This is a genomic window from Pelomonas cellulosilytica (genome assembly GCF_021353265.1).
GTDB classification, from domain to species: domain Bacteria; phylum Pseudomonadota; class Gammaproteobacteria; order Burkholderiales; family Burkholderiaceae_C; genus Pelomonas; species Pelomonas cellulosilytica.
The window spans coordinates 12,510-33,742 of record NZ_JAJTWU010000009.1 but is presented as its reverse complement, the minus strand read 5'-3'; the positions used below and the strand labels follow the sequence as shown (position 1 = coordinate 33,742).

The following is a 21,233-nucleotide window of genomic DNA, read 5'->3' as shown; positions in this document are numbered from 1 at the left end:
CCCGCGGACACCTCCGTGAACGCCCCGGACGCCGCCGTCGTCGAGCTGCTGGGCCCCGATGGCCGAGTGGCACTGATGCAGCGCGTAACGGGCTGGCCGGTACGCATCGGCCGTTCGCCGGCCTGCGACATCGTGCTGGACGACCCCCACCTCGCCGCCGAGCATGCGGAGCTGCAGTTCACGCCCGAAGGCCGCGTGCAGCTCAAGCTGCTGGACAGCCGCAACGGCGGCAGCGTGGCCGGCAAGCGGCTGGCATCTGGAGCCGCGGCGGTGCTGCCCGCCAGCGGCGCCTTCCAGCTGGCCGGCTGCCCGCTGCGCCTGCGCACCAGCGCCGACGTGCTGCCCCCCGAGCAGGCGCTCATCGTGCATCCCACGCGCCACTGGGCGCTGCTGCCGCTGCTGTTGCTGTCCATGCTGTTCTTCCAGTGGGTGGACCACTGGAGTCAGAGCGACCCCGACACGCGCTGGATCAGCTACGCCGCGCCGCTGCTGGGGCCGCTTGCCTTCGTGCTGGGCTGGGCAGGGCTGTGGTCACTAGCGAGCAAGCTGTTCCAGCACCGCTTCCCGTTCGCGACCCACTTGCGCCGCGCGCTGGTCGTGCTCGTCGTGCTGCAGGTGCTGGACTGGCTGCTGCCCGCCGTCGCCTATGCGCTGTCATGGCCGCGCCTGATGGCGCTGGACGGGCTGACACTGCCGCTCGCGAGCGCGGCGCTCGTCGCCTGGCATGCGCGGCTCGTGTGGCCCGGCGCCCAGCGCACGCTGAACATCGGCATCGCGGCAATGCTGCTGCTGGGACTGGGCCTGCAGGTGGCGGGCCGGCAGGAGCAGCAGCATGTCTTCGGGCCGTCCTACCTCGCGGCCCTGCCGCCGCCCGCACTGCGCATGGCCCGGGCACATCCGCCGGAGGACCTCATCGAGTCGCTGAAGCCGCTGAAGGCGGAACTAGCCCGCCAGGCGCGCAAGGACAACGACGGTTTCGACCCCGACGACGCAGGGGGCGAGTGAAAGTGCCCTCCCCCTAGGGAGTTGCGATACGTCGACGGTCGACTGTCAGGCTTGGGGAAGGAAGCCGTCGACCGACAGGTAGCGTTCGCCGGTGTCGTAGTTGAAGCCCAGCACGCGGGCGTTAGCCGGCAGGTCGGGTAGCTTCTGTGCAATGGCCGCGAGCGTGGCGCCGCTGGAAATGCCGACGAGCAGGCCTTCCTCGCGGGCGCATCGGCGGGCGAATTCGCGTGCCGCCTCGGCCTCGACCTGGATGACGCCGTCGAGCGAAGCCGTGTCCAGCACCGCCGGGATGAAGCCGGCACCGATGCCCTGGATGGGATGCGGGCTGGGCTGGCCGCCGCTGATGACGGGCGAGGCCGTTGGCTCGACGGCGTAGACCTTCAGCTGCGGCCAGGCCGCCTTGAGCACCTGTGCGCAGCCGGTGATGTGGCCGCCGGTGCCCACGCCGGTGATCAGCGCGTCCAGGCCCTCGGGGAAGTCGCGAAGGATCTCCTGCGCCGTCGTCTTCACGTGCACGGCCGGGTTGGCGGCGTTCTCGAACTGCTGCGGCATCCACGAGCCCGGGTGCTGCTCCACCAGCTCCTTCGCTCGGGCGATGGCACCCTTCATGCCCTTCTCGCGCGGCGTCAGGTCGAAGCTGGCGCCGTAGGCCAGCATCAGGCGGCGGCGCTCGATGCTCATGCTGTCGGGCATGACGAGGATGAGCTTGTAGCCCTTGACGGCGGCCACCATGGCCAGGCCCACGCCGGTGTTGCCGGAAGTCGGCTCGACGATGGTGCCGCCCGGCTTGAGCTGCCCGCTCGCCTCGGCGGCCTCGATCATCGCCAGCGCGATGCGGTCCTTGATCGATCCGCCCGGGTTGCTGCGCTCGGACTTGACCCAGACCTCAGCGCCGCCGAAGAGGCGCTGCAGTCGGATGTGGGGCGTGTTGCCAATGGTGTCGAGGACGCTGGCGGCTTTCATCGAGGGGCTCCTGGCTGGGGGGGGAGACCTGCAGTTTGCCAGCCCGCGGCGCACCCGGCCGGCGTGGCGACTTGCCGGCCCGCCTGACGCGATAATGCGTCCGTGAAGCAAGCCAGACCGCCGCTGGGGCAAGCTCGGAAACGAGGCCCTGGAGGAAGGTCCGGACTGCACAGAGCAGCGTAGCGGCTAACGGCCGCCCGGCGTAAGCCGAGGATCAGAGCAACAGAGACGAGTTCAGGTGGGTTCGCCCAGCTGAGGTGAAACGGGCAATCTCTACGCGCAGCAACACCAAGTAGGCCAGCGTTGATGCGGCTCGCAGAGCTGGCGGGTAGGTGGCACCGAGCCGGGCAGTGATGTCCGGCCCAGAGGAATGGCGGTCAACGCTCCGCAAGGGGCGTCACAGAATCCGGCCTATCGGCTTGCTTCACTCTTTCTTTCGACAGGCGAACACGGGCGTCGATAGACTGCCGCTTTATCCCGAGATCCTCGATGAACCCTGACGCCAGCCGACTCTGGCGCGCGCCCCGCTGGGCCCTGGCCGTGCTGCTGGCCTGCCTGGCGATGGTGGGCCCCTTCTCCATCGACACCTACCTGCCGGCCTTCTCCGGCATCGCGCGTGCGCTGGACGCCACCCCAGTGCAGATGCAGCAGACACTGTCGAGCTACCTGCTGGGCTTCGCCGTGATGAACCTTTTCCACGGCGCGCTGTCGGACTGCTTCGGCCGCCGGCCGGTCGTGCTCATCGGGCTGGCCATCTTCACGGCGGCGAGTGTGGGCTGCGCACTCGCCGCCTCGGTGGGGCAACTCGTCTTCTGGCGCACAGTGCAGGGCATGTCGGCCGGTGCCGGCATCGTCGTGTCGCGCGCCATCATCCGCGACATGTTCCCGCCGGCCGACGCGCAGCGCGTGATGTCGCAGGTAACGCTGTTCTTCGGCGTCGCGCCGGCCATCGCGCCGATGGTGGGCGGCTTCCTGTTCGTGCATGCCGACTGGCATTCGATCTTCTGGTTCCTGACGCTCGTCGGCACGGCGCTGTTCATTTCGAACTGGCGGCTGCTGCCCGAGACGCTGCACCCCGGCCTGGCGCAACCGTTCCACGTCGGCGCGCTGATGCGCGAGTACTGGCGGCTGTGCAGCAGCCGGCGCTTCATGATGCTGGTGCTGGCCAGCGGTGTGCCGTTCAACGGCATGTTCCTCTACGTGCTGGCCACGCCGGTGTTCCTGGGTGAGCACTTGCACTTCGAGCCGCAGCAGTTCTTCTGGTTCTTCCTGTGCACCATCGGCGGCATCATGGCCGGGGCGGCGGTCAGCGGCCGGCTCGCCGGCAAGATGTCGCCGCAGCGCCAGATCATGCGGGGCTTCCGCATCATGGGCGCGGTGTCCGTCGTCAACGTGGCGCTGAACCTGGTCGCGCCGCTGAGCGCGTTCTGGGCGCTGCCGCTGATCGGCTTGTTCTCCTTCGGCTGGGCGGTCATGGTGCCGGTCGTCACGCTGCTCGTGCTGGACCAGGCACCCGAGCGTCGCGGCATGGCCTCGTCGCTGCAGGCCTGCATCGGCTCGGCGGCCAACGGCCTGGTGGCCGGCGTGCTGGTGCCGCTGGTCATGCACTCCACGATCGGGCTGGCGCTGGCGTCGGCCGGGCTGATGCTCGTCGGCTTCGTCGCCTGGTACGGTGTGCGGCGCGGCGTGGCGACGCCGGCAGGTTGAGCTCAAGCTGGCGCCGCGCCAGCCGAAAATCCCGGGGATGAAGACGAAGCCATCGTTGATCGTGGCCGCCGGCCTGCTCGTGCTGGCCGCGCAGGCCCAGGAGGCCCGGGAGCCGGTCGACCAGCTGCGCCAGCGCCTGGCCGAGCGCCTGGCCACCCAGCCGAGCGGCACCGCCACGGCCAAGACCGCGCCCCGCGCCCCGCGCCCGGCCAAGGCCGACGAACACGCCAAGGCAGCCCACTGGGGCTACACGGGCGACATCGGCCCCGAACATTGGGCCGAGCTCGCGCCCGAGAACAAGGTGTGCGCCGTCGGCACGCGGCAGAGCCCCATCGACATCCGCGACGGCATCGCTGTCGACCTGGAGAAGATCACCTTCGACTACCACGCCAGCAGCTTCTCGGTGCTGGACAACGGCCACACGGTGCAGGTCAACGTCGCCGCGGGCAACGGGCTCACGGTGATGGGCAAGCGCTACGAGCTGGTGCAGTTCCACTTCCATCGCCCGAGCGAGGAGCGTGTCAACGGCCGGCAGTTCGACATGGTGGCCCACCTGGTGCACAAGGATTCGGCAGGCAAGCTCGCCGTCGTCGCCGTGCTGCTGTCGCGCGGGCCGGACGAAAAGCCCCAGCCCGTGCTGCAGACCGTCTGGGCCAACCTGCCACTGGAGAAGGGCGAGGCGCTTCAGGCGCAGGCGCAGATCGACCTGAACCAGTTGCTGCCCACCGACCGGGGGTACTACACCTACATGGGGTCGTTGACGACGCCGCCCTGCAGTGAAGGCGTGCTGTGGATGGTGATGCGAGAGCCCGTGCCGCTGACGGCGCAGCAGATCGCCGTCTTCGCCCGTCTCTACCCGATGAACGCGCGGCCGCTGCAGGCCGGCTCGGGACGGCTCATCAAGGAAAGCCAGTAGGCGAAAGCGGGCCGTCCGGCCTCAACTGCTGCCTGCGCCCGACCAGCGCTGGCCGGACAGCCATTCGTACAGCGTCAGGAACAGCTGCTCGGCAACGACGGGCTTGGCGACGTGGTCATCCATGCCGGCGTCCAGGCAGCGCTGGCGCTCGTCGTCGAAGGCATTGGCCGTCATCGCGAGGATGGGCAGCCCGGCGCCCTGCGGCAGCCGGCGGATCGCACGCGTCGCGTCCAGACCGTCCATGACGGGCATCTGCACGTCCATCAGCACGAGGGCATAGCCGCCGTTCTGCACCATGTCGACGGCCTGCTGGCCGTCCGAGGCCACGTCCACCGTCAGCCCGGCGCTGCCGATCAGCGCGACAGCGACTTCCTGGTTCACCGCGTTGTCCTCGGCCAGCAGGATGCGACACGGCTGGCTACGCGCCAGCTCGGCCAGACGATCGCGCACCGAATGCGGCCGCGGCGGTGCGGCCGGCGGCGCCTGGTGCTCCGGCGAAGCATCGACGTTCAGCGCAAACCAGAAGGTGCTGCCGCTGCCCAGCACGCTCTGCACGCCGACACGTCCGCCCATCAGCTCGGCCAGCCGCCGGCAGATGGCCAAGCCCAGGCCCGTGCCGCCGTAGCGGCGCGTCGTCGAGCTGTCGGCCTGCTCGAAATCGCGGAACAGCCGCGCCTGCGCCTCGGACGCGATGCCGATGCCGCTGTCCTGCACCTCGAATCGCAGGGGCAGCCGCATGCCGCCCGCCGTGGGGACACCGTCCAGTTCCACGGCGAGGCGCACGAAGCCGCTCTCGGTGAACTTGACCGCGTTGCCGGCAAAGTTCAGCAGCACCTCGGCGATGCGCTGCGGGTCACCCAGCAGCACGCGGCCCGACAGCTCGGCGGCGACGTCGGTGTCCACGCGCAGATGCTTGGCCGCGGCAGCTTGCGTCGTCATGTTGGCGATGTTGTCGAGCACCTCGTCGAGCGTGAACGGCCGGTGCTCAAGCTGCACCTTGCCGGCCTCGATCTTGGAGAAGTCCAGCACGTTGTTGATGACGCTGAGCAGATGCTCGGCCGCGTTGGCCACCTTCTGCAGCCGCAGCTGCTGTGCCGGTTCCACCGTGTCGCTCTGCGCGAGATAGGTCAGGCCGATGATGGCGTTCATCGGCGTGCGGATCTCGTGGCTCATGTTGGCCAGAAAGGCGCTCTTGGCCAGACTGGCCGCCTGCGCAGCCTGGGTGGCCTCGGCCAGCTCGGCGGTGCGCGCCTCCACGAGCTCCTCCAGATGATGGCGGTAGCGCTCCAGCTCCAGCGCATCGCGGCGCTCGCGCGAGATGTCGGTCAGGAAGCCATGCCACAGCACGCTGCCGTCAGCCTCGCGCTGCGGGATGGCGTTGCCGTAGATCCAGCGCTCGGCGCCATCGGCCTGCGGCGTGCGGAACTCCTGCTGCCACGGGCTTTGCGTGCGCGCCGAGGCGAGCAGGCTCTCGCGCACGGCGGCACGGTCGCCCGGGTGCATGCACTCGAACCAGGGCGAAGCGCTGCGCCCCAGCGCTGCGCTGCCGAGTGGGAAGTACTCGCGGATGGCCTCGCTGACGTAGGCGAAGCTGAACTCGCCATTGCCGGCCAGCCGCAGTTGGTAGACGACTCCGGGCACCGTCTCGGCCATACCCCTCAATCGTTCGATGAGGCTGCGCTGCGCGTCGAACTGCTGCTGCAACGCATCGCGCATGTGCTCCAGGTGGCTGCCGAGCTGGCCGATCTCGTCCTCCCCCCGATGCTGCAGCTTCGCGCTGAAACGCCCCTGCGCGAGATCGTTGGCAAAGCCGCCCAGCTCGCGCAAAGGCCGGAACAGGCGCGAGTTCAGCAACCACAGCACCAGCGCCAATGAGACCAGCAGCTGGCCGCCGACCGTCGCGCCATACAGCCAGCGCTGGCGGGACAGCGCCGCCTTGCTGAGGTGGTCGTCTATCTCGATCTGGATGTGGCCGATGCGGGTGGCGCCGCGGAGGATGTCGCGCTCGCCGGTTAGCGTCTGGCCCAGGCGGCGCTCGGGCAGCTGGTTCTCGATGAACGGCAGGCCCTGCGACGCGTCGCTGACGGTGACGCGCACGACCTCGGGCGATTTGACGATGGCCGACACGACCTCGCGCGCGGCAACAGCGTCCAGGTTCCACAACAGCTCCGGCAGGCTGCTGGCCAGCACGTCCAGCTTGGCGTCCAGGTCGCGCTGCAGGTCTTGCTCCGCGACCTGCGACTCACGCAGCCCGATGGACAGCCCGCCGACGATGAGCGCCGGCACCAACAGCCCGATGCAGGCGCCCAGCGCAAGCGCAGCGAACAGCGACGTCGAAGGCCGCCGGCCGGGCCGCGTGTCGGGCGGCCGGGGCGGCAGCGTCTGCCCGGGCGCGGGGCCGGCAGAGGTGGCGGACACGTCAGGGCCCCGCAACTGGTGAGGCCGGCATCCCGGCGCGGAGCAGATCAAGGCACACGCCCATGGCGACACCATCGACTGCGATGGCCTCGGCCAAGTCGGCGGCCGGGCGTGGCCCGATGCGCATGTGGGTCAGGAATTTCATGATCCGCCTTGATGGGAAGCGGCGGTCTGCCGGGGCTGGTTCGGTGGCGTCGCCCGGGCTGTGACCGCCTGCTGGAATTCTCGGCAAGAACTGGACTGCCCCCCCATTCTGTGGGCCGGGACCACGGCCCGCCAGCGTGATTTGTGCGGCAAAACACCGACAGACAGCCCGCAGGCGTGCGCGCGGCGCTACAGCTTCTGCGGGTAGATCGTCTCGCCGCGCTTGAGCATCTCGACGAAGGTGGCGATCTTGCGCCGGCGCCCCGCCTCAGTCTTCATGTGGTGCACGCGGAACGCCAGCGCGAAGCGGTTCTTGGCGTTGAGCCGGGCCAGCATGTCGCGTGCGGCGGGCTCGGCGTCGATGGCGGCCTGCAGGTCGTCCGGTATCTTCATGCCCTCGCCGGCAGCATAGGCCCGTGCCCAGCGGCCATCGGCCTTGGCAGCCTCGACCTCGCGCAGACCGTGCGGCGTCATGCGGCCCGCCGCAACGAGCCGCACGACGTTGGCCACGTTGACCTGGCTCCAGACGCTGCGCGGGCGGCGCGGCGTGAAACGCAGCAGGAAGCTGTCCTCGTCAAGCCGCTTGCGCAGGCCGTCGATCCAGCCCCAGCACAGCACGACGTCGATGGCCTGCTTCTGAGAGATGCACGGCCGGCCGGAGCCCACCTTGTGCATCTTGATCCACACCTCGTCCTCCCGGTCGTGGTGCGCGGTCAGCCACGCCTCGAAGCTCGCTTCGTCAACGAACTCGCGGACCTTATCGGGGTTGACGAGGATCGGGGCCATGACGCAGTGTCGCACCCGGCTTCGCGGTCATGGCCAGACCCCTGCTCAGACGCTGGATGTCGGCCGCGCCGAGCTCGGGGTCGACTCAGGCCGGGCGGGGAAAGTCCAGCTCGGTGTCGTTGACGCGATTCACGAGGTTGGTGAACGTGATCATCGACACCACCAGCAGCGCCTCGATGACGTGCTGGTGCGTGTAGCCCGCCGCGACGACGGCGTCCAGCACTGGGGTTGGCACGGTACCGCGCGTGCCGTCGACCGTGCGCACGAAGCGCACCAGCGCGTCGAGCCGGGGCTCGCCGGTGGACTCGCCGGTGCGGATCTGCCGCATCGCCTCGGGCGACAGGCCCACGAGCTTGCCGACTGCGCTGTGCGCGGCCACGCAGTAGTCGCAGCCATTGATCTCGCTGATGGCGAGCCGGATGGCCTCGATGTCCGCGCGGCCGAGCGCGCCCTTGCCGAGCGCCGCGTCGGCGCCCAGCAGCACGGCCAGCGCGCCGGGGCTGTGGCCGCCGATCGTTGCGTAGGCGTTGGGCAGCTTGCCGAGACCCTTGCGCACCTGGGCGAACAGCTCGGTGGCGGCGTTGGAGAGTTGCTCGGGGGGGATCAGCGGAATACGGGACATGGTGACTCCTTGACGTGAGTGTTCAAATCTCGGCAGCGTGCGGGCTCACAGGTAGCGCGGCGCCGGCCTGTCGCTGGACAGCTGGGCGGCCATCTGCTGGCGAGCCGCCTCGTAGGCGCGCAGCGGCGCGTCGTCGTGCAGCGATGGCACGGTGATCAGCTCGCGCCGGTCGAAGCCGACCAGCGCAGCGTCCACCATGTCGGACGCCTTCATGACGATCGCCTGCGGCAGGTGCTCCACCGGCAGTCCGCCCTTGGCCCAGAACTCGGTGGCCGTCGCGCCCGGCAGCACGGCCTGCACCTGCACGCCCTTGGCACCCAGCTCGTGATGCAGCGACTGGCTGAATGCCGTCACGAAGGCCTTGGTGCCGCCGTAGACGCCATTGAGGATTTCCGGCGCGAGACTGACGATGGACGAGATGTTGATGAAGGCGCCCTTCCCGCGCGACACGAAGGCAGGGGCGACGGCGTAGGTCAGGCGCATCAGCGCCGTCACGTTCAGCGCCACCATGCGTGTCATCTGCTCGACATCGCTTTCCAACAGCGGCGTGTGCGTGCCGGTGCCGGCGTTGTTGACGAGCAGCGTGATGCTGGCGTCCGAGGCCAGCTTGGCCTCCACCCGCGCGAGGTCAGTGGCGTTGCCGAGATCGGCCGCCAGCACCTCCACGGCCCGCCCGGTCTGCGCGCTGAGCTGCGAAGCCTGCTCGACAAGACGCTGGCGGTCGCGTGCGACAAGGATGAGGTCATAGCCGCGACGAGCCAGCCGCTCGGCGTAGATGGCGCCGATGCCCGAGGAAGCGCCGGTGATGAGTGCGGTACCGAGGTGCTTGGTCATGGAGATTTCCTGCAAAACGCGTTGTGGTGCAGGCATCTTCCGGGGGCGTCGCCATGGCGTAAATGACGTATACAGTCATGTTTTAAGACACGACTCTTGGAGGTGGCGGATGCACAAGATCGGCTATGTGCTGACCGATGGGTTCCAGCTGATGGCGTTGTCGACGCAAGCCGTGTTCGAGTTCGCGAACCTCGTGGCGGCAGCACCTTTCTACGAGCTGTCCTGCTACAGCGAGGCGGGCGGCGTCGTTCGCTCGTCGTCGGGCCTCGAACTGCAAACGCAACCCGTCGCGCAGGCACGGCGCATCGACAGCTGGCTAGTGCCCGGCGTGCTGGAGCCGCTGCAGGCGCCGCCCTCACCGGCACTGCGGGCCTTGCTTCGGCGGGCCGCGCGCCACGCCCGGCGGGTCGTCGGCCTGTGCACCGGCGCCTTCGTGCTGGCCGAGTCGGGCCTGCTCGACGGCCGCCGCGCCACGACGCATTGGGGCCATGCCCAGACGCTGCAGGCCCGCTATCCCGACGTCGTCGTCGAACCCGACCGCATCTTCATCGTCGACGATGGCGTTTGGACGTCGGCCGGCATGTCGGCCGCCTACGACCTAGCGCTGGCCATGGTCGAGAAAGACCTGGGGGCCGACATCGCCCGCACCGTGGCGAGGAACCTCGTCATGCCGCAATGGCGCGCCGGCGGGCAGACGCAGCATTCGGAGCTGCTGGAGATCGCCCCCAAGACCGACCGCATCCAGTCCGCGCTGGCTTACGCCAAAGGCCACCTGACGAACCCGTTGAGCGTGGAGGAACTGGCCGAGGTGGCCGCGCTGAGCCCGCGCCAGTTCAGCCGCGTTTTCACAGCCGAGACGGGTGTGTCACCGGCCAAGGCCGTGGAGGCACTGCGGCTGGAGGCGGCACGGCTCATGATCGAGCAGAGCCGCCATTCGCTGGAAATCGTCGCCCGCGAAACCGGCTTCAGGGATCGCCGTCACCTGCGCGAGGTCTATGTGCGGCGCCTGGGCGTATCCCCGCAGTCAACACGCCGGCAGGCGCGAGAGCCCTGAGGCTGCGAGGGCCAGAAAGGACAAAGCCCGCTTGAGGCGGGCTTTGCCGAATTTTGGTTGCGGGGGCCGGATTTGAACCGACGACCTTTGGGTTATGAGCCCAACGAGCTACCAGACTGCTCCACCCCGCGACTGAAGCTAGCAGTATATACGACATTTGGCGCGGTTGGCAAATGCCGAGGGTGTGCGCTGAAAAAGCCTGTCAGCCCGCACCTGCGCAGGTCGTCGGCCTGAAGCGCAAAACGCCCTCTCGCCCCGCCGGGACGCGCGGCCTTGGGCACACTGGCGGCCATGCCCGATCTGGTCACGCGCCGCCCCGAGGGCCTCTACTGCGAGGCGGGCGGCTTCTTCATCGATCCCTGGCTGCCGGTCGACAAGGCCGTCATCACGCACGCCCACGCCGACCATTGCCGCCCCGGCCACGGCAGCTACCTTGCACAGCGCGACGCCCTCGGGCTGATGCGCTCGCGGCTCGGTGACGACGCTGCGCTCGACGGAATCGGCTATGGCGAACCGCGCCGCATCGGCGACGTGACGCTGAGCCTGCATCCTGCCGGCCATGTGCTGGGCTCGGCGCAGGTGCGCATCGAGCACAGCGGCGAGGTCTGGGTCGTCGCGGGCGACTACTTCGTCAGTGGTGCCGGCGACTGCAACACGACCTGCGCGCCGTTCGAGCCGGTACGCTGCGACGTGTTCGTCACCGAAAGCACCTTCGGCCTGCCCATCTACCGCTGGGCGCCACAGAACCAAGTGCTGGACGACATGCGCGCCTGGTGGGCCGACTGCTCGGCGCAAGGCCAGCATGCGCTGCTGATGGGCTACAGCCTCGGCAAGGCGCAGCGCCTCGTCGCCGGGCTCGCGACGGACGACGCGCCCGGGCCGGTGCTCGTCCATTCGGCTGTCGCGCGCCTGAATGCAGCCTACGGGGCTGCTGGCGTTGCGTTGCCGGCGGTGGAGACCGTCACGGCCGACACGAACTTCAAGACGATGCGCGGCGCGCTCGTCATCGCGCCACCGGCCGTGCAGGACAGCCGCTGGGCCAAGGCGTTAGGCCCACACAGCGACGCCTTCGCCAGCGGCTGGATGCGTCTGCGCGGCGCACGACGCCGGCGCAGCGTGGATCGCGGCTTCGTGTTCAGCGACCACGCGGACTGGCCGGGCCTGCTGTCGGCCATTCGGGCGACCGGCGCGCAGCGCGTCATCGTCACGCATGGCGACGAGGGCGCGTTGGTGCGCTACCTTGCCGAATCCGGCCTGCAGGCCGAGGCCTTCGCGACAGAGTACGGCGACGAGGCGCACGACGTGGGGGCCGAGGCATGAAAGGCTTCGTCGCGCTCTACATGGCGCTGGACGCCAGCACGTCGACGCTCGCCAAGGTGGCCGCGTTGAAGCGCTACCTGGCCGAAGCCCCGCCGCGCGACGCCGCCTGGGCTGTCTATCTGCTGGCCGGCGGCACGCCAAGGAGAGCGGTGCCGACGAACGAGCTGCGGGCGCTCGCCTGCGAGGCGGCCGGCCTGCCGGAATGGCTGTTCGAGGCCGGCTATGCCGCGACCGGCGACCTGGCCGAGGCCATCGCCTACGTACTGCCCGACCCCGAGGACCGGCTCGACGAACCGCTGGCCGACTGGATGGAACGACGCATCCTGCCGCTGCGCGCGCTGGACGTGGCTGCGCGTCGCGACGCCGTGCTGGCGGCGTGGCGGGGCCTGTCGGCGGATGAGCGATTCATGTTCGTGAAGCTGGTCGGCGGTGGCTTCCGCGTGGGAGTGAGCAAGCTGCTGGTGCAGCGGGCGCTGGCCGAATGGTCGGGCGTGGACGCCGCCGGCATCGCCCAACGCATGATGGGCTACACCGACATCGACACGCCGCCAACGGCCGAGCGCTTCCAGGCGCTGCTGCGCGAAGACACGGGCGGCACGCGCGGCGGCCAGCCCTACCCGTTCTTCCTGGCGCACGCGCTGCCGGGCGAACCGGCAGCGCTCGGCGCCCGCGAGGACTGGCTGGCGGAGTGGAAGTACGACGGCATCCGCGCGCAGGTGGTCAAGCGGGACGGCCAGGTGTGGATCTGGTCGCGCGGCGAAGAGTTGGTGACCGAGCGCTTTCCTGAGGTCTTGTTGGAGGCCAGCACCTGGCCCGACGGCACGGTCGTCGACGGCGAGCTGCTGGCCTGGCGCCACGGTGAGACAGAGCCCGCACCCTTCGCGCTGCTGCAGAAGCGCATCGGCCGGCTCAAGCTGTCCAAGGCCATCCTGGCCGAGGCGCCGGTGCGGCTGCTGGCTTACGACCTGCTCGAAAGCGATGGCATCGACCGGCGTGCCGAGCCGATGCATCAACGCCGTGCGCGGCTAGAGCAGCTGGGCATCGCGACCTCGCCGCTGGTCGCCGCGGTGGACTGGGCGGGACTCGCCGCCGTACGCGAGGGCTCCCGCGAACGCCGTGTCGAAGGCCTGATGCTGAAGCACCGCGACGCCGCCTACGGTATCGGTCGCACCGTCGGCGCTTGGTGGAAGTGGAAGGTGGCGCCGCTGAGTGTGGATGCCGTGCTGATCTACGCCCAGGCCGGCCATGGCCGGCGCGCCAACCTCTACACCGACTACAGCTTCGCCGTGTGGAACCGAGCGCCGGGCGATGCGGCAGAGGCACAAGCAGCGCTGGATGCGACGGCCGGCGAGCTGATGCTCGTGCCCTTTGCCAAGGCCTATTCGGGCCTGACCGACGAAGAGATCCGTCGGGTGGACCGCGAGATCCGCCGCACGACCGTCGAGAAATTCGGCCCGGTGCGCCGCGTGCGGCCGACGATGGTGTTCGAGCTGGGCTTCGAGGGCATCCAGGCCAGCTCGCGGCACAAGAGCGGCATTGCCGTGCGCTTCCCGCGCATGCTGCGGATCCGCGACGACAAGCCGCTGCACGAGGCGGACACGCTCGACAGCCTGCGCGCATTGATGGAGATCGGCTCGCATGCCGTCGACGACGCAGGTCCGTGACTGGCTCTCTGCGCGGGGCTGGAAGGCCTTCGCGTTCCAGCGCAACGTCTGGCGCGAGATGCGCGCTGGCCACTCCGGGCTGCTGCATGCGACGACGGGCGCCGGCAAGACGCTGGCCGTGTGGCTGGGCGCGTTGCAGGCCTTCGGCGACGCCGAAGCGCCGCTCAGCGTGCTGTGGGTGACGCCGATGCGCGCGCTCAGCCACGACACGCTGCTGGCGCTGCAGGACGCTGCCTCGACCCTCGCACCACGCTGGACGTTGGCCTCGCGCACCGGCGACACGACGTCCGGCGAGCGAGCGTCGCAGCAGCGCCGCTGGCCGACAGCCATCGTGACGACGCCGGAATCACTGAGCCTGATGCTGGCCCGTGCCGATGCGCCCGACGTGCTGAAACGCGTGCGTCTCGTCGTCGTCGATGAATGGCACGAGCTTCTGGGCACCAAGCGCGGCGTGCAGCTGCAGTTGGCGCTCGTGCGGCTGCGCCGCTGGAACCCAGCGCTGATGACCTGGGGCCTGTCGGCCACGCTGGCCAACCTGGAGGAAGCCTGCGACACGCTGGCGCCCGGCGCCGTCATCGTGCGCGGCGCACAGGACAAGAAGATCGACATCGCGACGCTGCTGCCCGCGCGCATCGAGCGCTTCGCCTGGGGCGGCCACATGGGGTTGACGATGCTGCCGGCCGTCGTCGAGTTGATCGACACGGCGGCCAGCAGCCTCGTGTTCACGAACACGCGCTCGCAGAGCGAGCGCTGGTTCCAGGCGCTGCTGGATGCGCGCCCCGATTGGGCCGGCACGATCGCGCTGCACCACGGTTCCATCGACGCGGAGCTGCGGCGCTGGGTCGAGGCAGCGATGAAGGCGGGTCAGCTCAAGTGTGTGGTTTGCACCGCGAGCCTGGACCTGGGCGTGGACTTTCTGCCCGTGGAGCAGGTGCTGCAGATCGGCTCGGCCAAGGGCGTCGCGCGGCTGCTGCAGCGCGCCGGCCGCAGCGGGCATGCGCCGGGACGGCGGTCGCGGGTGACCCTGGTTCCGACGCACAGCTTGGAGATCGTCGAAGCGTCGGCGCTGCGCGCGGCGGTCGAGGCCGGCCGCATCGAGCCGCGCCGGCCGCCCGAGGCGCCGCTGGACGTGCTGGTGCAGCATCTCGTCACGGTGGCCCTCGGCGGTGGCTTCACGCCCGACGAGCTGCTGGCCGAGGTGCGCACCGCGCTGTCCTACCGCCGCCTGACCGACGAGAGCTGGCAGTGGGCGCTGGCCTTCGTACGTCACGGCGGGGAGAGCCTGCGCGCATACCCCGACTTTCAGCGTGTGGTGCCGGACGACGCGGGCGTCTGGCGCGTGCCAGATGCCCGCCTCGCGCGCCGGCACCGCAGCAATATCGGCACCATCGTGTCGGACGCGGTGATGAGCGTGCAGTTCCTCGGCGGCGGACGCATCGCCACCGTCGAGGAGAACTTCATTGCGCGGCTGAAGGCGGGCGACGTCTTCCTGCTGGGCGGTCGCGCGTTGGAGTTGGTACGCACCGAGGGCCTGACGGCGTATGTGCGCGTTGCCAAGCCGGGCCGCGCGCTGCTGCCGCGCTGGAACGGCGGGCAGTTCCCGATCTCCGATACGCTGGCCGACGCGATGCTGGAGCGCTTCGACGAGGCGCGTGAGGGCCGCCACGCGGACCGCGAGATGCGCTTCGTCGCGCCGCTGCTGAAGCTGCAAGCCGACTGGTCGGCACTGCCCGGCTCCGACAGGCTGCTTGCCGAGGTGCAGACCTCGGCCGACGGCCATCATCTGTTCCTCTATCCGTTCGCCGGCCGCACGGTGCACCTGGGGCTGGGCTGGCTGCTGGCCTGGCGCGTCGGCCGGGAGACGCCCGCCACCTTCACCGTGGCAGTGAACGACTACGGGCTGGAACTGCTGAGCGCGACCGAGGTCGACTGGGCCGAGCGGCTGCCGGCGCTGCTGGCCGCGGTGGATCGCACGACGCTGCGCGACGAGGTACTGGCCAGCCTCAACGCGACGGAACTGGCACGCCGCCGCTTCCGGCAGATCGCCCGCATCGCAGGACTGGTGTTCCAGAGTCATCCGGGAGAGGTGCGCAGCCAGCGCCAGCTGCAGGCTTCGGCATCGCTGTACTTCGACGTCTTCCGCCAGCACGACCCGGGCAACCGGCTGCTGAGGCAAGCGGAAGAGGAGCTGCTGTCGGCCGAGCTGGACGTGGACGCGCTCGCGCGGACACTGGCGCGACTGGCCGCGTTGCCGCTGCAGATCCAGCGGCCGGCGCGCATGTCACCGCTGGCGTTTCCGCTGTTCGTGGAAATGCTGCGCGAGCGGGTCACGACCGAGTCGCTGGCCCAGCGGCTCACGCGCGCGCTGGCCGAGCTGGAGGCGGCGGCAGGAGGTCAGGCACCAAAGGACGTGGGGGAGCGGCTGGCGTTCGGCCAGGAGCGCGACAAGGCAGCGCCGCGGCCCCGGGACGCGCGCGCTCGGCGGAGGCGCCGGTGAGCCTGAGCATCGACGTGGCCGGCGAGACGCTGTGGCTGTTGCCGGAAGGTGCCGTGTGGTGGCCGGCGGCGGCCACGCTGTTCGCGGCCGACCTGCACCTGGGCAAGGGAGCGGCCTTCCGCGCACAAGGGCAGCCGGTGCCCGCCGGCAGCAGCGCCCGCACGCTAGCGCGGCTGGAGGGTTTGGCCGGGACGCTTGGCGCGCGGCGGCTGGTGATACTGGGCGACTTCTGGCACGGGCCCCAAGGTTTGGTGGCGCCGTTGCTGAATGCCGTGACTCGTTTCGCACAGCGGCTGCCGACTGTGCTCGTACTGGGCAACCACGACCGGCGCATCCATCCGACGGACCTGCCGCTTGAAACCGTGTCGTCGGCGCTTCAGCTCGGCCCGCTGACAGCGGCGCATGAGCCGCCCCCGAGCGGATCACCTGGCTTCACGCTGGCAGGCCACTGGCATCCGGCCGTGGCGCTGGGCACGCGTGCTGGCGACCGTTTGCGCAGGCCGTGCTTCGTGCACTACCGGCATGCGCTGGTGCTACCGGCGTTCGGCGGCCTGACGGGCGCGCTCACGCTGCGGCGACATGACCTCGGGCGAGAGGGGGCTCGAATCGCTGTGCTGGGCGACGGTGAGCTGCACTGGCTGCCGCCGCCAGGTTGAGCGTCGAGTCAGATCTTGTGCTGGGGCGGCGTATTGGCCGCCTCGCGCGCCGTGCCGTCCGCCCTGCGCGCCGGTGCCTTGGCCTGTTTCGTCAGCGTCTGGCCTTGCGTGGCCGTGTTTGTCGCGAACTCGCCGGCGGTGTGCTTGACCGGGCCGGACTGCCCGTTGTGGTTGCGGCCGAGGTGGGACTTGGTGGTCATTGCAGGTACTCCTGTTGCACCAGGTGCTTCACGACTGCCAATCGAAGCCGTAATGGCCGAAGACCGTGCGACCGTAATCGTCGGTTTGCGGCGGCTCGGTGCCGCGGGCATAGCGCGGCGCGTCGGTCAGCAGGTCGCGGTCCAGGTTGACGACATAACCATCCTTCGTCGTGTCATACCTGAGCAGGTGCCATGGCAGCGGATAGCGGTCGGTGCCGATGCCCAGAAAGCCGCCGAACTCCAGCGCGGCATAACGAACATGGCCGGTGCGCTTGTCGATGACGAGGTCGTCGATGGAACCGAGCTTGTCGCCGTCCAGGTTGTAGACGGCCGTGCCCTCGACCTTGGACGCGGGGATGGTGGGATGAAGGCTCATGGCGACGGCTCCTGCGAGATTGATGGGACGGCGGGGCGCAGCCGCCCCAGCCATGACTTCAATATGCGCGCGGCACCGACTCAGCGCAGTCGGGCCGCATCCGTCGTCTTCGTAGGAAGCTGCCGACGCCATGTCCGCGGAGCCCTTGCCTTCGGCTGACCATTCCCCTTCCTGGGCTGGTAGAGGACTTTCACCTCCAGGTAGGTGCGCCCTGCGGGCGCACGCAAAAAAGCCCGCTCGAGGCGGGCTTCGTCAGGCAGTGCCGAGGCGCTTACTCAGCGGCTTCGCCGGCGGTTTCGCCTTCGGGGCGGTCCACCAGCTCGACATAGGCCATGGGCGCGTTGTCGCCGACGCGGAAGCCCATCTTCAGGATGCGGGTGTAGCCGCCCGGACGGGTCTTGAAGCGGGGGCCCAGCTCGTTGAAGAGCTTGGTGACGATGTCGCGGTCACGCAGGCGGTCGAACGCCAGGCGGCGGTTGGCCAGCGTGGGTTCCTTGGCCAGCGTGATGAGGGGCTCAACGACCTTGCGCAGTTCCTTGGCCTTGGGGACCGTGGTCTTGATGGCTTCGTGCTGGAGCAGCGAAACCGCCATGTTGCGCAGCATCGCAGCGCGGTGAGCGCTGGTGCGGTTGAGTTTGCGGAGGCCGTTACGGTGACGCATGGTGCTGTTCCTTTCACTTCATTAATGCCGCCAGCCGGATCAGGTACTGGCGGGTGCACCGGGTGGCGTTGGTCAACGCGCCACCCATCTTCAAAAACCTGCCCTCTCGGAGGGCTGGCCGGTGTACTCACCGGCCGGGAGCGAACAATTAACGCTTGTCCAGACCTTGCGGCGGCCAGTTTTCCAGGCGGGCGCCCAGAGTCAGACCGCGCGAAGCCAGCACTTCCTTGATTTCGTTGAGCGACTTGCGACCCAGGTTGGGGGTCTTCAGCAGCTCGGTCTCGGTACGCTGGATCAGGTCGCCGATGTAGTAAATGTTTTCGGCCTTCAGGCAGTTGGCCGAACGCACGGTCAGCTCGAGCTCGTCGACCGGGCGCAGCAGGATCGGGTCGAAGCTGCTGGAGCGCTGGGCCGGCTGGTCGAACGCGTCGACCAGATCGGTGCCCTGGAGCTGCGCGAACACGGCGAGCTGTTCCACCAGGATCTTGGCCGAGGCACGGATCGCTTCCTCAGGCGAGATGGCGCCGTTGGTTTCGATCTCCATGACCAGCTTGTCCAGGTCGGTACGCTGCTCGACACGGGCGTTTTCGACGGCGTAGCTGACGCGCTTGACGGGCGAGAACGAAGCGTCGAGGACGATGCGGCCGATGCTCTTGGTCGGCTCGTCGCCGAAACGGCGCATCGTGCCGGGCACGTAGCCGCGGCCCTTCTCGACCTTGATCTGCATGTCCAGCTTGCCGCCTTGCGACAGGTGGGCGATGACGTGATCGGGGTTGATGATCTCGACGTCATGCGGCGTCTGGATATCGGCCGCCGTGACGGGGCCTTCGCCTTCCTTGCGCAGGACCAGGGTCACTTCTTCCCGGTTGTGCAGGCGGAAGACGACGCCCTTGAGGTTCAGCATGATGTGAACCACGTCCTCTTGCACGCCGTCGATGGCCGAGTACTCGTGCAGCACGCCGGCGATCGTCACTTCCGTCGGCGCATAACCCACCATCGACGAGAGCAGCACACGGCGCAGGGCATTGCCCAGGGTGTGACCGTAGCCGCGTTCGAACGGCTCCAGCGTGACCTTGGCGCGATGACCGCCCAGGGGCTCCACGTTGATGGACTTGGGTTTGAGCAAGTTGGTTTGCATGAGGTCTTTCTTTCAATACCCTCGGTTCGTTACACCGATAAGGCTGAGGACCAGCCGGGCAGAGCCTTCGAAGGGCTTGGAGGCCCGGACGAGGAAACGCCGGCCGCGCCCGAGTAGAGCGCGTCCGGCGGGGGGAACGATTAACGCGAGTACAACTCGACGATCAGCGATTCGTTGATCTCGGCGCCGAACTCGTCGCGGTCAGGAGCCTTCTTGAACACGCCTTCGAGCTTGGTGCCGTCAACGGCGACCCAGGCCGGCAGACCGATGGAATCGGCCAGCTTGAACGACTCGGTCACGCGCAGCTGCTTCTTGGCCTTTTCGCGCACGGCGACGGTGTCACCGGCCTTGACCAGGTAAGAGGCGATGTTGACGACTTCACCGTTCACGGTGATGCCCTTGTGCGACACCAGCTGGCGAGCCTCAGCGCGCGTGGAGCCGAAGCCCATGCGGTAGACGACGTTGTCCAGGCGCGATTCCAGCAGTTGCAGCAGGTTCACGCCGGTCGAGCCCTTGCGGCGCTCGGCTTCGGCGAAGTAGCGGCGGAACTGACGCTCCAGCACGCCGTACATGCGCTTGACCTTCTGCTTCTCGCGCAGCTGCAGGCCGAAGTCGCTGGTGCGCTGGCCGGAGGTGCGGCCATGCTGGCCGGGCTTGCTGTCGAACTTCGCCTTGTCGCTGATGGCGCGGCGGGCGCTCTTCAGGTAAAGGTCGGTGCCTTCGCGGCGGGAAAGTTTGGCCTTGGGGCCGAGGTAACGTGCCACTTTGCGTGTCCTTGAATCAATCTGACGCCAGGGGTGCTGACGCGAGTCCAGCCGGTGTTGTTGTGGGCTTGGACGGTGGGCTTATGAGGAATCTCGAAATGAGATCGGCTCAAGACTGAAGCCGGCGCGGCACTGAAGTGCCCGCCGGCTCCGGGAAAACGCGCGATTATCGCACCGCCATCCGAATCTGCAATATCCCGGTCACCGAGCGGCGAGTGGGTTCAGATCCCGGCGCTTAGATGCGACGACGCTTCTGCGGACGGCAGCCGTTGTGCGGCACCGGCGTCACGTCGGAGATCGAGTTGATGCGGATGCCAAGCGCAGCCAGGGCGCGCACCGACGATTCGCGACCCGGGCCCGGGCCCTTGATCTTGACGTCGAGGTTCTTGATGCCCTGCTCTTGCGCGGCGCGTCCGGCCACTTCAGCCGCCACCTGGGCTGCGAAGGGCGTCGATTTGCGCGAACCCTTGAAACCCTGGCCACCCGACGAAGCCCACGACAGGGCGCCGCCTTGGCGGTCGGTGATGGTGATGATGGTGTTGTTGAACGAGGCGTGCACGTGGGCGATGCCGTCGGCAACGTTCTTGCGAACCTTCTTGCGGACGCGCTGGGCAGCCGAATTGTTGGGTGCTTTTGCCATATTGACCTTCTTTCAGTTCGGGCAGCTAGTCACTTCTTGCCGGTCGCCGCCGACTTGCGCGGACCCTTGCGGGTACGGGCGTTCGTGCGGGTGCGCTGGCCGCGCATCGGCAGGCCACGGCGGTGGCGGAAGCCGCGGTAGCAACCCAGGTCCATCAGACGCTTGATGTTGATGGACTGCTCACGGCGCAGGTCACCCTCAATGGTCAGCTTGTTGACCTCGTCACGAATCTTTTCGAGATCGCCGTCGGTCAGGTCCTTGACCTTCTTGTCGAACGGGATACCGCAGGTGGTGCAGATCTTCTGAGCGGTCGTGCGGCCAATGCCGTAGATCGCGGTCAGGCCGATCTCGGTGTGCTTCTGCGGCGGAATGTTGATACCAGCAATACGTGCCATGGTTGTCCTCTAGTCCTGTCGTGCGGCGCGGCTGATCAGCCCTGGCGCTGCTTGTGGCGCGGGTCGGTGCAGATCACACGCACCACGCCCTTGCGGCGGATGATCTTGCAATTGCGGCACATCTGCTTCACGGATGCCGAAACTTTCATGGTCTGCTCCTTGGCCTACTCTTTTGCGCTCTTGTCGCGTTCCCGGGGATTCAAAACGCTCACTTCGCCCGGAACACGATGCGAGCACGACTCAAATCGTAGGGCGTCAGCTCTACGGTCACCTTGTCGCCAGGCAGGATGCGGATGTAGTGCATCCGCATCTTGCCGGAGATGTGACCGAGAACGACATGCCCGTTCTCCAACTTGACCCTGAACGTGGCGTTGGGGAGGTTCTCAAGAATCTCGCCCTGCATTTGAATGACGTCGTCTTTCGCCATGCCGTACGTTCAGGTGTGGGTTGTTGAAATCAATCTTGGTTAGTTT

At 68.5% G+C, this 21,233-nt stretch carries 23 protein-coding genes, 1 tRNA gene and 1 other RNA gene; 9 read left to right on the top strand and 16 right to left on the bottom strand.

The window, feature by feature from the left end:
- Positions 1-15 precede the first annotated feature (15 nt).
- Positions 16-1,005, top strand: coding sequence for an FHA domain-containing protein (locus tag LXT13_RS21155; RefSeq protein ID WP_233374176.1), 990 nt, complete (start codon positions 16-18; stop codon positions 1,003-1,005).
- A gap of 45 nt (positions 1,006-1,050) precedes the next feature.
- Here the strand turns inward: LXT13_RS21155 and cysK are convergent, their stop codons facing one another.
- Positions 1,051-1,968 (bottom strand): cysteine synthase A, encoded by a 918-nt coding sequence (cysK, locus tag LXT13_RS21150; protein WP_233374169.1) that lies wholly within the window; start codon positions 1,966-1,968, stop codon positions 1,051-1,053.
- Positions 1,969-2,072: 104 nt separating this feature from the next.
- On the opposite strand from cysK, the gene rnpB reads away from it, so the two are divergent.
- The 3 genes from rnpB (at position 2,073) to LXT13_RS21135 (ending at position 4,591) form a co-directional block, all read left to right on the top strand.
- Positions 2,073-2,398, top strand: an RNA gene (gene rnpB, locus LXT13_RS21145) — RNase P RNA component class A.
- A 59-nt stretch (positions 2,399-2,457) separates the two neighbouring features.
- On the top strand, positions 2,458-3,675 hold the full coding sequence (locus LXT13_RS21140) for a multidrug effflux MFS transporter (protein ID WP_233374158.1): 1,218 nt from the start codon (positions 2,458-2,460) through the stop codon (positions 3,673-3,675).
- Positions 3,676-3,712: 37 nt separating this feature from the next.
- Positions 3,713-4,591: a carbonic anhydrase gene (locus tag LXT13_RS21135; protein ID WP_233374151.1), complete on the top strand. Its 879-nt coding sequence runs from the start codon at positions 3,713-3,715 to the stop codon at positions 4,589-4,591.
- 21 nt (positions 4,592-4,612) lie between these two features.
- Here LXT13_RS21135 and LXT13_RS21130 read toward each other — a convergent pair whose 3' ends face one another.
- The 5 genes from LXT13_RS21130 to LXT13_RS21110 all read right to left on the bottom strand — a co-directional run bounded on the left by LXT13_RS21130 (position 4,613) and on the right by LXT13_RS21110 (position 9,395).
- A complete protein-coding gene (locus LXT13_RS21130; protein ID WP_233374144.1) occupies positions 4,613-7,009 on the bottom strand; it encodes an ATP-binding protein in 2,397 nt (798 codons plus the stop codon).
- A 1-nt stretch (position 7,010) separates the two neighbouring features.
- Entirely contained in the window at positions 7,011-7,154 is a 144-nt protein-coding gene (locus LXT13_RS21125) for a hypothetical protein (RefSeq protein WP_233374138.1), read from the bottom strand.
- 188 nt (positions 7,155-7,342) lie between these two features.
- Positions 7,343-7,939 carry a YdeI/OmpD-associated family protein gene (locus tag LXT13_RS21120; RefSeq protein WP_233374136.1) on the bottom strand — a complete coding sequence of 199 codons (597 nt, stop codon included), beginning with the start codon at positions 7,937-7,939 and terminating at the stop codon, positions 7,343-7,345.
- An 85-nt stretch (positions 7,940-8,024) separates the two neighbouring features.
- Positions 8,025-8,561 carry a carboxymuconolactone decarboxylase family protein gene (locus LXT13_RS21115; RefSeq protein ID WP_233374129.1) on the bottom strand — a complete coding sequence of 179 codons (537 nt, stop codon included), beginning with the start codon at positions 8,559-8,561 and terminating at the stop codon, positions 8,025-8,027.
- Between the two features lie 45 nt (positions 8,562-8,606).
- Positions 8,607-9,395, bottom strand: a complete 789-nt coding sequence (locus tag LXT13_RS21110) for an SDR family NAD(P)-dependent oxidoreductase (RefSeq protein WP_233374123.1) — start codon at positions 9,393-9,395, stop codon at positions 8,607-8,609.
- A gap of 109 nt (positions 9,396-9,504) precedes the next feature.
- Here LXT13_RS21110 and LXT13_RS21105 point away from each other — a divergent pair, with 109 nt between their 5' ends.
- Entirely contained in the window at positions 9,505-10,449 is a 945-nt protein-coding gene (locus LXT13_RS21105; protein WP_233374119.1) for a GlxA family transcriptional regulator, read from the top strand.
- A 54-nt stretch (positions 10,450-10,503) separates the two neighbouring features.
- On the opposite strand, the gene LXT13_RS21100 is transcribed toward LXT13_RS21105, so the two are convergent.
- A tRNA-Met gene (locus LXT13_RS21100) sits at positions 10,504-10,580 on the bottom strand.
- Between the two features lie 160 nt (positions 10,581-10,740).
- Here LXT13_RS21100 and LXT13_RS21095 point away from each other — a divergent pair.
- Genes LXT13_RS21095 through pdeM form a run of 4 tightly spaced genes read left to right on the top strand, consistent with a single transcriptional unit; the run spans position 10,741 to position 16,586 of the window.
- Positions 10,741-11,769, top strand: coding sequence for a ligase-associated DNA damage response exonuclease (locus LXT13_RS21095; protein ID WP_233374113.1), 1,029 nt, complete (start codon positions 10,741-10,743; stop codon positions 11,767-11,769).
- Complete coding sequence (locus tag LXT13_RS21090; protein WP_233374101.1) at positions 11,766-13,433, top strand: ATP-dependent DNA ligase; 1,668 nt, start codon at positions 11,766-11,768, stop codon at positions 13,431-13,433. The genes LXT13_RS21095 and LXT13_RS21090 overlap by 4 nt, the downstream gene beginning before the upstream one ends.
- Positions 13,408-15,930, top strand: a complete 2,523-nt coding sequence (locus LXT13_RS21085; protein WP_233374095.1) for a ligase-associated DNA damage response DEXH box helicase — start codon at positions 13,408-13,410, stop codon at positions 15,928-15,930. Before LXT13_RS21090 ends, LXT13_RS21085 begins: the two co-directional genes overlap by 26 nt.
- Positions 15,927-16,586 carry a ligase-associated DNA damage response endonuclease PdeM gene (gene pdeM, locus LXT13_RS21080; protein WP_233374088.1) on the top strand — a complete coding sequence of 220 codons (660 nt, stop codon included), beginning with the start codon at positions 15,927-15,929 and terminating at the stop codon, positions 16,584-16,586. The genes LXT13_RS21085 and pdeM overlap by 4 nt, the downstream gene beginning before the upstream one ends.
- Before the next feature lie 8 nt (positions 16,587-16,594).
- On the opposite strand, the gene LXT13_RS21075 is transcribed toward pdeM, so the two are convergent.
- The 9 genes from LXT13_RS21075 to infA form a co-directional block, all read right to left on the bottom strand.
- On the bottom strand, positions 16,595-16,786 hold the full coding sequence (locus LXT13_RS21075) for a hypothetical protein (protein ID WP_233374082.1): 192 nt from the start codon (positions 16,784-16,786) through the stop codon (positions 16,595-16,597).
- A gap of 28 nt (positions 16,787-16,814) precedes the next feature.
- Entirely contained in the window at positions 16,815-17,162 is a 348-nt protein-coding gene (locus LXT13_RS21070) for a PRC-barrel domain-containing protein (RefSeq protein ID WP_233374071.1), read from the bottom strand.
- Positions 17,163-17,433: 271 nt separating this feature from the next.
- Complete coding sequence (rplQ, locus tag LXT13_RS21065; RefSeq protein ID WP_233374069.1) at positions 17,434-17,823, bottom strand: 50S ribosomal protein L17; 390 nt, start codon at positions 17,821-17,823, stop codon at positions 17,434-17,436.
- A 148-nt stretch (positions 17,824-17,971) separates the two neighbouring features.
- Positions 17,972-18,961 carry a DNA-directed RNA polymerase subunit alpha gene (locus LXT13_RS21060; RefSeq protein WP_077036441.1) on the bottom strand — a complete coding sequence of 330 codons (990 nt, stop codon included), beginning with the start codon at positions 18,959-18,961 and terminating at the stop codon, positions 17,972-17,974.
- 140 nt (positions 18,962-19,101) lie between these two features.
- The gene (rpsD, locus tag LXT13_RS21055) at positions 19,102-19,725 is read right to left on the bottom strand and encodes a 30S ribosomal protein S4 (RefSeq protein ID WP_233374064.1); all 624 of its coding nucleotides are present in this window, start codon (positions 19,723-19,725) and stop codon (positions 19,102-19,104) included.
- 235 nt (positions 19,726-19,960) lie between these two features.
- On the bottom strand, positions 19,961-20,365 hold the full coding sequence (gene rpsK, locus LXT13_RS21050; protein WP_056194196.1) for a 30S ribosomal protein S11: 405 nt from the start codon (positions 20,363-20,365) through the stop codon (positions 19,961-19,963).
- Positions 20,366-20,394: 29 nt separating this feature from the next.
- Positions 20,395-20,760 carry a 30S ribosomal protein S13 gene (gene rpsM, locus LXT13_RS21045; protein WP_233374056.1) on the bottom strand — a complete coding sequence of 122 codons (366 nt, stop codon included), beginning with the start codon at positions 20,758-20,760 and terminating at the stop codon, positions 20,395-20,397.
- Positions 20,761-20,795: 35 nt separating this feature from the next.
- The gene (gene rpmJ / locus LXT13_RS21040) at positions 20,796-20,909 is read right to left on the bottom strand and encodes a 50S ribosomal protein L36 (protein ID WP_056194202.1); all 114 of its coding nucleotides are present in this window, start codon (positions 20,907-20,909) and stop codon (positions 20,796-20,798) included.
- 59 nt (positions 20,910-20,968) lie between these two features.
- Positions 20,969-21,187, bottom strand: coding sequence for a translation initiation factor IF-1 (gene infA, locus LXT13_RS21035; RefSeq protein ID WP_009855680.1), 219 nt, complete (start codon positions 21,185-21,187; stop codon positions 20,969-20,971).
- Between the last annotated feature and the right edge of the window lie 46 nt (positions 21,188-21,233).